Annotated in this window: 9 protein-coding genes; 7 read left to right on the top strand and 2 right to left on the bottom strand. The window is 68.3% G+C overall.

Going from position 1 to position 13,309, the window contains the following annotated elements; genetic code table 11:
• Positions 1-28: 28 nt before the first annotated feature.
• From ABD687_RS18850 to ABD687_RS18825, 6 genes are all read left to right on the top strand, one after another.
• Positions 29-1,435 (top strand): dicarboxylate/amino acid:cation symporter, encoded by a 1,407-nt coding sequence (locus ABD687_RS18850; protein WP_302262744.1) that lies wholly within the window; start codon positions 29-31, stop codon positions 1,433-1,435.
• Between the two features lie 155 nt (positions 1,436-1,590).
• The gene (locus ABD687_RS18845) at positions 1,591-2,250 is read left to right on the top strand and encodes a TetR/AcrR family transcriptional regulator (RefSeq protein WP_264268200.1); all 660 of its coding nucleotides are present in this window, start codon (positions 1,591-1,593) and stop codon (positions 2,248-2,250) included.
• A 6-nt stretch (positions 2,251-2,256) separates the two neighbouring features.
• Positions 2,257-5,721, top strand: a complete 3,465-nt coding sequence (locus tag ABD687_RS18840) for an MMPL family transporter (RefSeq protein WP_302262745.1) — start codon at positions 2,257-2,259, stop codon at positions 5,719-5,721.
• Positions 5,722-5,807: 86 nt separating this feature from the next.
• Positions 5,808-6,449 (top strand): Maf family protein, encoded by a 642-nt coding sequence (locus tag ABD687_RS18835; protein WP_302263346.1) that lies wholly within the window; start codon positions 5,808-5,810, stop codon positions 6,447-6,449.
• A 130-nt stretch (positions 6,450-6,579) separates the two neighbouring features.
• Positions 6,580-8,349: an acetyl/propionyl/methylcrotonyl-CoA carboxylase subunit alpha gene (locus ABD687_RS18830; RefSeq protein WP_264268202.1), complete on the top strand. Its 1,770-nt coding sequence runs from the start codon at positions 6,580-6,582 to the stop codon at positions 8,347-8,349.
• A 223-nt stretch (positions 8,350-8,572) separates the two neighbouring features.
• On the top strand, positions 8,573-9,109 hold the full coding sequence (locus ABD687_RS18825) for a DinB family protein (RefSeq protein WP_264268203.1): 537 nt from the start codon (positions 8,573-8,575) through the stop codon (positions 9,107-9,109).
• 64 nt (positions 9,110-9,173) lie between these two features.
• Here the strand turns inward: ABD687_RS18825 and ABD687_RS18820 are convergent, their stop codons facing one another.
• Together ABD687_RS18820 and ABD687_RS18815 are read right to left on the bottom strand one after the other, a co-directional pair.
• Entirely contained in the window at positions 9,174-10,571 is a 1,398-nt protein-coding gene (locus ABD687_RS18820) for an MFS transporter (RefSeq protein ID WP_264268204.1), read from the bottom strand.
• Positions 10,572-10,871: 300 nt separating this feature from the next.
• Entirely contained in the window at positions 10,872-12,278 is a 1,407-nt protein-coding gene (locus ABD687_RS18815) for an NAD(P)H-quinone dehydrogenase (RefSeq protein ID WP_264268205.1), read from the bottom strand.
• Positions 12,279-12,425: 147 nt separating this feature from the next.
• Between ABD687_RS18815 and ABD687_RS18810 the strand changes: the two genes are divergently transcribed.
• Positions 12,426-13,265: a purine-nucleoside phosphorylase gene (locus ABD687_RS18810; RefSeq protein WP_264268604.1), complete on the top strand. Its 840-nt coding sequence runs from the start codon at positions 12,426-12,428 to the stop codon at positions 13,263-13,265.
• Positions 13,266-13,309 lie beyond the last annotated feature (44 nt).

Genomic DNA, 13,309 nt, shown 5'->3' with positions numbered 1-13,309 from the left:
GCTAGGCTCCACCGCCTAGCTTCGTACCGTGACTACTTCAACCACGACGCCGCGACGGCGCCTCCCCGCCTGGGCCACCGCCTTTGGCCCGCAAATCATCATCGCACTGGCCTTGGGCCTGGGCCTTGGCCTGCTGGCCAAGTACACCGGCCACACCGCGGACACCCCAACCGGACTGGGCACCACGCTGGCCACGCTTGGCTCCAGCTACATCTCGCTGCTCAAGGCGGCGGTCATCCCGCTGATCTTCTTCGCGGTCGTGGCTTCCATCGCCAATCTGTCCAAGGTGACCAATGCGGCACGCCTGGCCTGGCAGACCATCCTCTGGTTCGCCATCACCTCGGCCATCTCCGTGATCATCGGCATGGTGCTGGGCACCGTGCTGCGCCCGGGATCCGGCACCGGCCAAAGCGCCCCTCCCGAATACGACGGGCGCACCGGCGACTGGTGGGCGTTCCTGATCGGGCTCATCCCCTCGAACTTCCTAGGCCTTGGCGCAACGACCAAGATCGCCGAGGGCGGGGACGCGACCACCGCACTCAGCTTCAACGTGCTGCAGGTGCTGGTCATTGCCATCACCGTGGGCATCGCAGCACTCAAGGTGGGCGACGCCGCCCGCCCGTTCCTGGACTTCTCCGCAGCCACCCTGGCCGTGATCCAAAAGGTCCTCTGGTGGATCATCCGCCTGGCCCCGCTGGGCACCGTGGGCCTGATCGGCAACGCCGTGGCCACCTACGGCTGGGACACCATCGGCGCGCTGGGCAAGTTCACCCTGGCCATCTACATCGGCCTGGCGCTGGTGATCTTCGGCCTCTACCCGGTGCTGGTCCGCGCCCACGGCCTGAGCATCAAGCAGTACTTCTCCGGGGTCTGGCCCGCCGTGCAGCTGGCCTTCGTCTCCCGTTCCTCCATCGGCACCCTGCCGCTGACCCAGCGCGTGACCGAGCGCAACCTGGGCGTGCCCTCGGGCTACGCCTCCTTCGCCGTGCCGCTGGGCGCCACGACCAAGATGGACGGCTGCGCCGCCATCTACCCGGCGATCTCCGCGATCTTCGTCGCCCAGTTCTTCGGCATCGACCTGGGCCTGACCGACTACCTGCTGATCGCCATGGTCTCGGTGCTGGGCTCGGCCGCCACGGCCGGAACCACCGGCGCGGTGGTCATGTTGACCCTGACGCTGTCCACGGTCGGCCTGCCGCTTGCAGGCGTCGGACTGATCCTGGCCGTCGACCCGATCCTTGACATGGGCCGCACCGCGGTCAACGTCGCCGGGCAGGCCCTGGTGCCGGCCATCGTCGCCAAGCGCGAGGGCATCCTGGACGAGGAGCTGTACAACGCACCGCGCCACGGCGACCCGTTCAACGACGAGTTCAAATCTGCAGCGGATTCCTCCGCCGCCGAGGCGCGGGAGTCGACGCCGACGCCCGTCGGCTAGCCAGGCCGCCTTGGGTAGTCACACCAACACGGGGCGGGTCGTTTTCTCCCGGGGAATGCAGTGCATCCCCGGGGCGGAAGCGGCCCGCCCCGTGGCGTTGGTTCCCATCGTCGGAAAATTGCACGTCATGCAAGTTTGCACGTAGTGTATAAAAAGTGATCGACTCCCCCGTGCAGCCGCCCTCGCGGCGCGAAAAAAACAAGGCCGCCACCCGGACCGCCATCGTGCATGCCGCCCTCGGCCAGCTGGAAACTGCAGGCTACGCCGCACTGACCGCAGAATCCGTGGCCGATGCCGCCGGAATCTCCCGCCGCACCTTCTTCAACTACTTCCCCTCGATCGAGGCAGCACTCAACGAGCCGACCAGGCTGCTGCTGGAGAATTCGGTCGCGGTGCTCGACGAGCTGGATCCGGAGATCGATCTGCTCTCCGCCGCGGTGACAGCGGTGGAATCCCTCGTCGACCCGGCGCTGCTGGAACCCATCGCGAATCTGTACCTGCATGCCTCGGCCCATCCGCAGATGGCCCGCATGCAACTTGAGGCCTGGAACGACTGTGCCGAGGCGCTCACCGAGATCATCGCCGCCCGCGCCCCACAGGGCACCGCGCTGGCCGCCTCCGTCTTTGCGCACAGCGTCATCGGCGCCGGCAAGGCGGCCTTCGCCGCCTGGGCCCGCGAGCTGGGCGAGCACCCGGACCCCGCCGACCCGCGGCGGACCCACATGCTGCGCACCACCCTGGCCGAGGCCGTCGCCCAATTGCGCGACGGCTTCCCCTCCCTCCAACAGCGTGCGCCGCACACCCGAAAGGGCTAGGAGACCATGGCTTCCTTCCTGTACCGCCTCGGTGCCCTGGCCTACGCCCGGCGCTGGGCCGTCGTCGGCATCTGGACGATCCTGCTGCTCCTCATCGGGCTGTGCGCCGGCGCTTTCATGGGCAAGCTGTCGAACACCTTCGCCATCCCCGGCACCGAAACCCAGCGCACGCTGGACCGGATGAAGGTCGAGATGCCCGAACTGGCCGGCGGAACCGGCTCCATCGTCTTCCGCACCCCCGACGGCGCGGAGCTGTCGGCCGCGCAGCACCGGGCCATCGCCTCCTCGCTGGACGACCTCGCCGCCCAGTCCCCGATCACCGAGGTGGCCCGGCCCTTCGAACTCCAGGCACAGCTCGATGAGGCCAAGCCGCAGCTCGCCGAAGGCAAGACGAAGCTCGATGATGCCGCCACGGCCCTTGCCGACGGCAAGAAACAGCTCGAGGACGGCAAGGTGGCGTTGGAAGACGCACAGGCGGAGCTCGACTCCGGGCGCGTTCAGCTGGGCAATGCCAAGCAGGAGCTTGCCGAGGGACGCCGGCAGCTGGCCGCCGGCCAGGCGAAACTCGATGCCGCTGCCAGTGAATTGGAAGACGGAACCGCCACCCTGACGGACGGCCGGGAACAACTCGCAGCAGGCCAGAAAAAATGGGATGCGGGCAACCGCGAATACCGGGCCGGTGCCGCGAAGATCGCCGATGGCCGCAAGGCCCTGGCCGCCGGGCAGGCGAGACTCGATGCCGGCGCCCGGGAACTGGAGGCCGGGCGGGCGCAATACGACGCCGGCATGAAGAAAATCCTGGACGGCCGGTCCCGGAACTCCGTTGAGAAGCAGCTGGCCGCCGGGAAGCAGCAAGCCACCACGGGCCTGGCCCGGGTGGACTCCGGCCTCAAGGACCTTGACGCCGGCATTGCCCACGTCAGGAAGCTTGCCGCTGCGGCGGAAAAGAAACTCGCGGGTGCCACCACCGAAGCAGGGAAGCAAGCCGCCCAACAAGAGCTGGACTCACTCACCGCGAAGCTCACGGGTCTCGAGGCCGAAAGGAAATCCGTGGCCGGGACCAAGACGGGCCTGGAAAAAAACCTGCGCGACATTGCCGATGCCACCGCCGGACTATCGACGCTGGATGCGGCCAAGGCGAAGCTCGATGCCGGAGCGAAGGAACTGGCCTCCGGGCAACAGACCCTGAAGACCAAGAAGGCCGAACTGGAGGCCGGGGCAGCCAAGCTGCCGGCCGCCAAGCAGCAGCTCGACGCCGGAGCCGGGGAGCTTGCAGCCAACCGCGCCAAGCTCCGGGACGCCGAGGCAAAGATCGCCGAGGGCAGGGCCCAATTGCGTTCCGGGCAGGCGGAGATCGACGCCAACGCCGCCAAGCTGTCGGCGGGCCAGCAGGAGATCGAGACCAGCCAGGCCAAGCTCGTCGCCGGGCAAAAGACAGTGGACGAGAAGACGGCAGCGCTGCCCGAGGCCGAGGAGAAGCTCGAGCGGGGCGCCAGGGACCTGGCCGCCGGGCGGGCCGAGCTGGCCTTTGCCGAGCGCCAGGCCGGTGCCTCCGAGGGGATGCGATTCGTCTCCGCCGATGGCTCCACCGCCGTGGCACACGTGACCTTCGTCGGTGCGACCGACTCGCTGACCACCGACCAGCGCGCCGCCATCCAGGGCATTGCCGCCGGGCCGGAGTCCGCGGGCGTCGAGGTGCTCTTCTCCAAGGAGATCATCCAGGACCTCTCCTCCATCTTCGGGGCTGCGGAAATCATCGGCCTGGCCGTGGCCGCGGCGGTGCTGCTGGCCATGCTCGGCACGCTGGTGGCCGCCGGCCTGCCGCTGGTCATGGCGGTGCTTGGCGTGGGTGCAGGGGTGGGCGGGACGCTCGCACTCTCGTCGGTCATCGAGATGGCCTCCATCACCCCGGCCCTGGCGCTGATGCTGGGCCTGGCGGTGGGCATCGACTACTCGCTGTTCATCGTGCACCGGCACCGCCGGCAACTGCTGGAAGGCGTCCCGCTGGGCGACTCCATCGCCCGGGCCACGGGCACCAGCGGAAACGCCGTGGTCTTCGCCGGGCTGACAGTGGTCATTGCCCTGTCCGCGCTGGCCGTCCCGGGGCTGCCGTTCCTGACCGTGCTGGGCGCCTCGGCCGCGTTCACGGTGCTGATGGCGGTGCTCATCGCCATCACGCTGACCCCCGCGCTGCTGGGGATCATCGGGACGAGGCTGGTCTCCAAGCGGGCGTGGGCACGTGCCCGGGAGGCCGATGCCGATGCCGCGGCGCCGACCAACGCTGCGGGAAACCGCGGCTGGGGCGCGCTGGTGACCCGCCGCCCGTGGATCGCCGCGATCGCTTCCATCGCCGTCCTGGCGATCGTGGCGTTGCCCGCGCTGGAATTGCGCACCGCGCTGCCCGACGGCAGCGCCGAACCGGTGGACTCGGGCGCCTACAAGGCGTACGAGCAGATGAGCGACGCCTTCGGCGCCGGGTACAACGGCCCGCTGCTGGTGCTCGCGGACCTGCCGGCCGGGCTCGATGAACGCGGTGCCGACACTGCCAACCTGGACGTGGCCGACGCCGTGCGCCAGATCCCCGGCGTCGTCGCGGCGATCCCGGTGGCGGTCAACGAGTCGCGAAACCTTGGTGCGATCCAGGTGATCCCGGCCGAGGGGCCGGCCAGCGCGCAAACCGAGGCGCTGGTGCATGCGCTGCGGGACGCCGCACCCGGGATCGAGGAGGCCACGGGTGCACACATCGCCGTCACCGGGCAGGTCGCTGCGCAGGTGGACGTCTCCGAGAAGCTCGCCGAGGCGCTGCCGCCGTACATCTTTATCGTGGTGGGCCTCTCGCTGATCCTGTTGCTGTTGGTCTTCCGCTCGGTCGTCGTGCCGTTGCTGGCCACCGCCGGCTTCCTGCTTTCGCTGGCCGCGGCGTTCGGCGCCACCGTGGCGGTCTACCAGTTCGGCTGGCTGGGCGAGGTGTTCGACGTAAACGTGCCGGGCCCGATCATGAGCTTCCTGCCGATCCTGCTCACCGGCATCCTCTTCGGGCTGGCCATGGACTACCAGGTGTTCCTGGTCGCCGGAATGCGCGAGTCCTTTGCGCACGGGCAGCCGGCCCGCGCCGCGGTGCGCTCCGGGTTCGCGCACGCGGCCCCGGTGGTCACCGCCGCGGCGCTGATCATGATGGCGGTGTTCGCCGGCTTCGTGTTCTCGCACCTGACGATGATCCGGGCGATCGGGTTCTCGCTGGCCATCGGCGTGCTCTTCGACGCGTTCATCGTGCGGATGACGCTGACCCCGGCGATCATGCACCTGCTGGGCCACCGCGCCTGGTACATCCCGCGCTGGCTGGATAGGATCCTGCCGGACGTGGACGTGGAGGGCGCGAAGATCGCCGCGCGCACCGCGGCGAAGCAGGACGGCACCGCGACGGATTCCGGAACCCAGGCGCCTCCGGCTCGGGATACGGTGGATGCATGAGCCAGAATGTGAATGCCAACGACAGTTCCACCACCACCGGCGCGACGGCCACCGACCCGCGCGAGGAGGTCCAGGGCCCCGATGAGCTGCCGTTGCTGGTGCTGGCCTCGGCCTCGCCGGGACGGGCCAAGGTGCTCACCGACGCCGGCATCGACTTCGCCGTGCAGGTCTCCACGGTGGATGAGGACGCGGTCCTGGCCCGGGCCGTGGAGCGCTTCGGCGAGCTGGGCGCCGCCGACACCGCCTTGCTGCTGGCCAAGTCCAAGGCCGAGGACGTGGCGGGCATGGAGGAGGCCGACGGGGCGGTGGTGCTGGGCTGCGACTCGGTCTTCGAGTTCGAGGGCGTCGCCTACGGCAAGCCGTACACCGCGGAGGTCGCCACGGAGCGCTGGGAGGCGATGAGCGGAAAGTCGGGGATCCTGCACACCGGGCACTGGCTCATCGACAACCGCTCCGAGGAGGACGGGGACGGCGGCACCGGCGCGACCATCGGCGCCGTCTCCTCCACCACCGTGAACTTCGAGAAGGTCAACGCCGAGGAGATCGCCGCCTACGTCGCCACCGGGGAACCACTGCCGTGCGCCGGGGCGTTCACCATCGACGGCCGCGGGGCCGCCTTCATCCGCGGCATCGAGGGCAACCCGCACACCGTCATCGGGCTGAATGTCTCCACGCTGCGCGAGCTGCTGGCGGGGACCGGACTGTCGATTTCCGACCTGTGGGTCTAGCCGGTCCCGGATTGTAGGAACCCCACAAAGAAATCGCGACTTACTCCCGACACCGGGGGTTTTGGGGGTGCATATCCCACAAACGCGGGTAGGCTCCACAAGAGCATATTTAAAGGAGATAGCCCCTGCCATGAGTCAGTTGACGAAGGTTCTCATCGCCAATCGCGGAGAAATCGCCGTACGCATCATCCGCGCCGCCCGTGATGAGGGCATTGGATCGGTTGCCGTCTACGCCGAGCCCGACCGCGATGCACTGCATTCGAGGCTGGCCGACGAGGCCTACTCGCTGGGTGGTTCCACGGCCGCGGAGTCCTACCTGGACATCGCCAAGATCATTGAGGTCGCCAAGCGCTCCGGCGCCGACGCGGTGCACCCCGGCTACGGCTTCCTGGCCGAGAACGCCGGGTTCGCCCAGGCAGTGATCGATGCCGGGCTGACCTGGATCGGTCCCCCGCCGTCCGCCATCGAGCAGCTGGGCGACAAGGTCCAGGCCCGCCACCTGGCCGAAAAGGTCGGTGCCCCGCTGGTGCCCGGCACCAAGAACCCGGTCGAATCAACCGACGAGGTGCTGGCCTTTGCCGATGCGCACGGACTGCCGCTGGCCATCAAGGCCGCCTATGGCGGCGGCGGACGCGGCATCAAGGTGGTGCGCAACCGCGAGGAAATTCCGGAGCTCTATGAATCCGCCGTCCGCGAGGCGGTCGCCGCCTTCGGCCGCGGCGAGTGCTTCGTCGAACGCTTCCTCGATGCCCCGCGCCACGTCGAGACCCAGTGCCTGGCCGATGCGCACGGCAACGTCGTGGTCATTTCCACCCGCGACTGCTCGCTGCAGCGCCGCAACCAGAAGCTCGTCGAGGAGGCCCCGGCGCCGTTCCTGAGCGATGAGCAGAACCAGCGCCTCTACGCCGCCTCCAAGGCCATCCTGCGCGAGGCCGGCTACGTGGGTGCCGGCACCTGCGAGTTCCTCGTGGGCCAGGACGGGGTCATCTCCTTCCTGGAGGTCAACACCCGCCTGCAGGTCGAGCACACGGTCTCCGAGGAGGTCACCGGCATCGACCTGGTGGCCGAGCAGTTCCGGCTGGCCCGCGGCGAGGAGCTGGGCTACACCGACCCCGAGGTCCGCGGCCACTCCTTCGAGTTCCGCATCAACGGCGAGGACGCAGGACGCGGCTTCATGCCGGCGCCCGGCACCATCACCACCATGAACCTGCCCACCGGTCCGGGCGTGCGCATCGATTCGGGCGTGGAGGCAGGGGAAACCGTCTCGGGGAACTTCGACTCGATGATCGCCAAGCTCATCGTCACCGGTTCCACCCGCGCGCAGGCAGCTGCCCGCTCCCGCCGCGCGCTGGCGGAATTCCACATCGAGGGCATGCCCACGGTGCTTCCCTTCCACCGCGCCGTCATGGCCGATGCAGCGTTCATCCCGGAATCCGGTCCGTTCTCCGTCCACACGCGCTGGATCGAGACCGAATTCGCCAACGAGATCCCCGCCTGGGACCCGGCCACCGCCGGCACCCCGGGCGAGGACGAGGGCCGCAATGCCATCACCGTCGAGGTCGGCGGCAAGCGCCTGGAGGTCGTGCTGCCCGCGTCCTTGGGCGCCATGTCCCCATCCAACGGCAAGACGCGGAAGAAGAAGCGGGCCGCGGGATCCCGCGGAGCCGCGAGCGCCGGCAACTCGGGCGCCGACCTGGTCTCCCCCATGCAGGGAACCATCGTCAAGGTTGCCGTTGCCGAGGGCGACACCGTGGCCGAGGGCGACCTGATCCTGGTCCTGGAGGCCATGAAGATGGAACAGCCGCTGACCGCGCACTGCGACGGCGTGGTTTCCGGGCTCACCGCAGTGCCGGGCGACACCGTCTCGGCCGGAGCCGTGCTGGCCTCGATCGGCGAGTAGCACCGCACCACCACCGCACCGAACGGGGCGGCCTGGTCTTCCATGCGAAGACCGGGCCGCCCCGTTGCGTTGCCGGGCCACCCTTTCTTGGGCCGACGCGGTGGCTCCGGGTTCCCGCCGGTCATCCGGGCGGGCATCCGAACGGGCATCCGGGCGGTCATCCGGGCGGGCATCCGAGCTGTCCTTCGCCTAGGAACGGGTGACGGGTCGTAGGCTGGTGGCCATGACGGCAGAAATTAAGACGGCGCCCGCACCGGACCCGCGCGCCGACCCGCCACCGTGCGCCAGCGAGCGCGAGACGCTGCTGGCGTTCCTGGACTACCAGCGCCGCACCCTGGAGCTCAAGTGCGCGGGGCTCACCGCGGCGGCGCTGGGAACCCGCGCGGTGCCGCCCTCCGGGCTGTCCCTGCTGGGCCTGGTGCGGCACCTGGGCGACGTGGAACGATTCTGGGTCCGCACGTGTCTGGCCGGCGACCCGGCGCCGCCGCTGTACTGGCGCCCGGACGGAAACGACACCGACTTCGACTTCCCGCATCCCGATGACCGGATGGTGGAGCTGTCCTTCGCCGCATGGAAGGCCGAGGCGGCCTTCGCCGATGCCGCACTGGGTTCGGAGCCGCTGGAGCGTGCGGTGGGGGCCGGGCACCACGGGATGGTGTCTGTGCGCTGGATCCTGGTGCACCTCATCGAGGAGTACTCCCGGCACAACGGACACGCGGACCTGCTGCGCGAATGCCTCGACGGGACCGTGGGCGAGTAACCCCGGCGTTAACGCACGCTGCCCGCCGTCCGTGGGGAAGGCGGGCAGTGTGACAGGGTGGAAACTAGGAGACGTTGTTCTCGAAATCGACGTCCTTGGTGTCCTTGGTCAGGAACAGGGCGATCAGCGTCAGCACCGCGCCGAGGGCCAGGTAGACGCCAACCCAGACGGTGTTGCCTCCGCCGAACTGCCACAGGGCGATGGCGACGAACGAGGCCGGGGCCGCGCCGATCACCGAGGACATGTTGTAGGCGACTGCCGAACCGGTGTACCGCACGTTGGAGGGGAAGAGCTCCGGCAGGTAGGCGGCCATCGGGCCGAAGGTCGCACCCATCAACGTGAAGCCGAGGACCAGGCCGACCATGGCTGCCGCCTTGCCGGGGCCAAACATCAGGGTCCAGGCCAGACCGAAGATGAAGATGCCGCTGGTGACGTAGATCAGGAACTTGCGGCGGCCCAGCTTTTCGGCCAGCGGGCCGGAGACCAGCGTGAAGATGCCGAAGAAGACCACGCCGATGATGAGCATCGTGAGGAATTCCGGACGGGCAATGCCCAGGCCCGGGACAAATGCTGCCTCGGCGGCGGCGTCAAAGACCTTGCCCTTGGCCTCGGCCGCGGCGCGGGCCGCCTCAACGGTGGCCGGGGCGGTGCCGTAGGTCAGCGTGAAGGCGGTCATCAGGTAGAAGAGCACGTAGGTGGCCAGCATGATGAACGTGCCGGCGAGCACCGGACGCCAGTGGTACTTCATGGTGGTCTTGAACGGGGACTTCGCGACCTTCTTCTGGTCCACGACCTTGGTGAAGGCCACGGACTCGACCAGCTTCAGGCGGACCCAGAGTCCCACGGCCACCATGACGGCCGAGAGGATGAACGGCACGCGCCAGCCCCAGGACATGAACTGTTCGGTGGACAGGCCCAGTTGCAGGCCCACGAACATCAGGTTGGCGATGATGAATCCGATGGGGGCGCCGAGCTGCGGGAACGTTCCGTAGATGGCGCGCTTGTTCGCCGGCGCGTTTTCGGTGGCCAGCAGCGCGGCACCCGACCACTCGCCGCCCAGGGCCAGACCCTGGGCGAAGCGCAGCAGCACCAGCATCAGCGGTGCCAGCACCACGAAGTTGCCCTGGGCCGGCGGCAGGAAACCGATCAGGAAGGTGGCAATGCCCATCAGGAGCAGCGAGGCCACCAGGGTGCCCTTGCGACCGATCTTGTCGCCGAAGTGCCCGAAGAGCACCGAGCCCACCGGGCGGGCCACGAAGGCCACGCCGAAGATCGCGAACGAAGACAGGATCGCGTTGACGTTCGACGCGTTCGGGAAGAAAAGCGCCGGGAAAACCAACACCGATGCCGTGGCATAGGCGTAGAAATCAAAGAATTCGATGGTGGTGCCGATGAGGCTGGCAAACAGCACGCGTCCGCGTGTGTTTTCTTTCGGTGCAACGACCGTGGTCTTGTTGGACATGACTCGTTATTCTCTTGGTGGGGTGCCATAAGTTACTAAGTGACAAGCTTATGAGGGACGTCCACCTTTTGGACAGTCCTTCCACTATTTGGACAACTGTAATACACGCCACAGCAATCCCAGGTGATCCCCGCTTTCGAAGCGTTCAATTCCCTCGAATTTGCGCCAGGGTCCGGTAGCCGGCCCTTCTCGCGGATCGCACGGCGCCCGGGCCTCACCACGGCGAACGGCCGCCACCCCCGGGGGGCGGCGGCCGTTCGAAGGGCACCTTGTTGGGCGCCGCGTTCGTGCGCCTTTGACCTAGAGGTGGACGTGCAGGCGGCGCGCCGCCTCGGAAATCGAGCCCGAAAGCGAGGGGTAGACCGAGAAGGTCTCCGCCATGTCATCGACGTGCAGCTTGTTGTGCACCGCCAGGGCGATGGGGAAGATCAGTTCGGAGGCACGCGGGGCAACCACGACACCGCCGATGATCGTGCCGGAGCCGCGGCGCGAAATGATCTTCACAAAGCCCTGGTTCACGTTCATCATCTTGGCCCGCGCGTTGGTCGCGAGGTCCAGCTTGATGATGTCCGCCTGGTACTTGCCCTCGGCGACCATGCGCTCGGTGACCCCGACGGTGGCGATCTCCGGCGAGGTGAAGATGTTCGAGGAAACCTCGGTGAGCTTCAGCGGCTTCACCGAGTCGCCCAACAGGTGCGCCATGGCAATGCGTCCCTGCATGGCCGAGACCGATGCCAGCGCGAAGACGCCGGTGCAGTCGCCTGCGGCGTACACGTTGGTGGCGGTGGTGCGCGAGACGCCATCAACCTGGATGTGGCCGGATTCGGTGAGCTTGATGCCCGCTTCCTCCAGGCCGATTCCGGCGGTGTTGGGGATCGATCCGACTGCCACCAGGCAGTGGCTGCCCTCGATGACCTGGCCATCGCCCAGGGTAACCTTCACGGTGTCGCCCACGCGTTCCACGGCCTCGGCGCGGGACTTGGCCACCACGTTGACGCCGTTCTTCTTGAAGGCCTCCTCGAGGACCTCTGCTGCGTCGGCATCCTCGCCCGGCAGCACGCGGTCGCGTGAGGAGACCAAGGTGACCTTGGTGCCCAACAGGTTGTAGGCGGAGGCGAACTCGGCACCGGTGACACCGGAACCGATGACGATCAGGTGTTCGGGGATTTCCTTCAGGTTGTAGACCTGGGTCCAGTTGAAGATGCGTTCGCCGTCGGGAATCGCGGTGGGCAGTTCGCGCGGGTGGGCACCGACGGAAATCAGCAGGGCGTCGGCGGGGATGTTTTCGGTGCTGCCGTCGGCGCGGACGACCTCCACGGTGGAGGCGTCAAGCAGCCGGCCCTCGCCAATGACCACGCGCACGCCGGCGCGCTCGAGGCCCACATGGATGTCGGAAGACTGTTCCCGGGCAAGTTCCAGCAGGCGCGCATTCATGATGGAGAGATCTGCCACCGCCTCGGTGCCGGCCTCCCCGACCTCGACGCCGAATTCGCGCGCGCCGATGACCCGGCGCATCGCATCGGCCGTGGCCACCAGGGTTTTGGAGGGGACCACGTCGGTCAGCACGGCGGAACCGCCCATGCCCGCGCGTTCGACGATGGTCACCTGCGCGCCGAGATGGGCGCCGACCATCGCGGCCTCGTAGCCACCGGGGCCTCCGCCGAGAATTACCAACCTGGGGGAACTGAAATCGCGTTGTGCACTCACGATCACCCATTCTTCCCTACCCGGGTGACAAGTGCACACCGCACACGCGGGCGAAGGCCCCGGCAAAAGCGTCCGATGTCGGCATCGACAGCCCGAACTGCCTGCATCCGGCGGCGCCGCCTGCTGCATTCCGAGCTCCACCTGACAATGCAGGGTTCCGCCGGTAGGTTTAACCCCGTGATCGACAACGAATCCTCCCCCTTTGACCTGGCCAATGCCGCCGCCGCCAAGATCGCCGAACTGACCGGCGTCCCGAACCACGACATCGCCCTGGTGCTTGGCTCCGGCTGGGGCGAGGCTGCGGACCTGATCGGCGAGCGCACCCACCGCATTGACGCCACCGAACTGCCTGGCTTCCACGCCGCCGCGGTCCCGGGGCACGTCGGCACCATTTCCTCGGTGCTCACCGCCACCGGCAAGCGCGTGCTGGTGCTCGGCGCCCGCACCCACTTCTACGAAGGCAAGGGCGTGCGCGCCGTGGTCCACGGGGTGCGCACCGCCGCCGCCGCCGGCGCCAAGACGCTGGTGCTGACCAACGGCTGCGGCGGACTGAACCCGGATTGGGTGCCGGGCACCCCGGTGCTGATCAAGGACCACATCAACCTCACCGCCACGTCCCCGCTGGAGGGGGCGACGTTCGTCGACCTCACCGACCTGTACTCATCGCGCATCCGGGCTCTGGCCCGCGAGGTGGACGCGTCGCTGGACGAGGGCGTGTACGCACAGTTCACCGGCCCGCACTACGAGACCCCCTCCGAGGTGCAGTACGCCAAGGTGATCGGCGCGGACCTGGTGGGCATGTCCACCGCACTGGAGGCCATTGCCGCGCGCCACGCCGGCATGGAGGTCTTCGGCATCTCGCTGGTCACCAACCTGGCCGCCGGCATCTCGGCGACAGCGCTCAGCCACGAAGAGGTCATCGAGGCCGGCCAGGCCGCCGGCCCGCGGATTTCGGCGCTGCTGGCGGACATCGTCGCCAAGCTCTAGTTCCCCCGCCCACGCACTCCCCCCCGCCCCGGCACAGCAGAAGG

Origin of the sequence: Paeniglutamicibacter sulfureus (assembly GCF_039535115.1) — a bacterium.
In the GTDB taxonomy this organism is placed as follows: Bacteria; Actinomycetota; Actinomycetes; order Actinomycetales; family Micrococcaceae; genus Paeniglutamicibacter; species Paeniglutamicibacter sulfureus.
This window is presented reverse-complemented; position numbering and strand designations above follow the sequence as displayed.

Bases quoted from the DNA above. Each gene is read 5' to 3' on its own strand.
- ABD687_RS18820 (WP_264268204.1), bottom strand. From the start codon at position 10,571: ATGTCCAACAAGACCACGGTCGTTGCACCGAAAGAAAACACACGCGGA.
- ABD687_RS18825 (WP_264268203.1), top strand. From the start codon at position 8,573: ATGACGGCAGAAATTAAGACGGCGCCCGCACCGGACCCGCGCGCCGAC.
- ABD687_RS18830 (WP_264268202.1), top strand. From the start codon at position 6,580: ATGAGTCAGTTGACGAAGGTTCTCATCGCCAATCGCGGAGAAATCGCC.
- ABD687_RS18810 (WP_264268604.1), top strand. From the start codon at position 12,426: ATGCAGGGTTCCGCCGGTAGGTTTAACCCCGTGATCGACAACGAATCC.
- ABD687_RS18840 (WP_302262745.1), top strand. From the start codon at position 2,257: ATGGCTTCCTTCCTGTACCGCCTCGGTGCCCTGGCCTACGCCCGGCGC.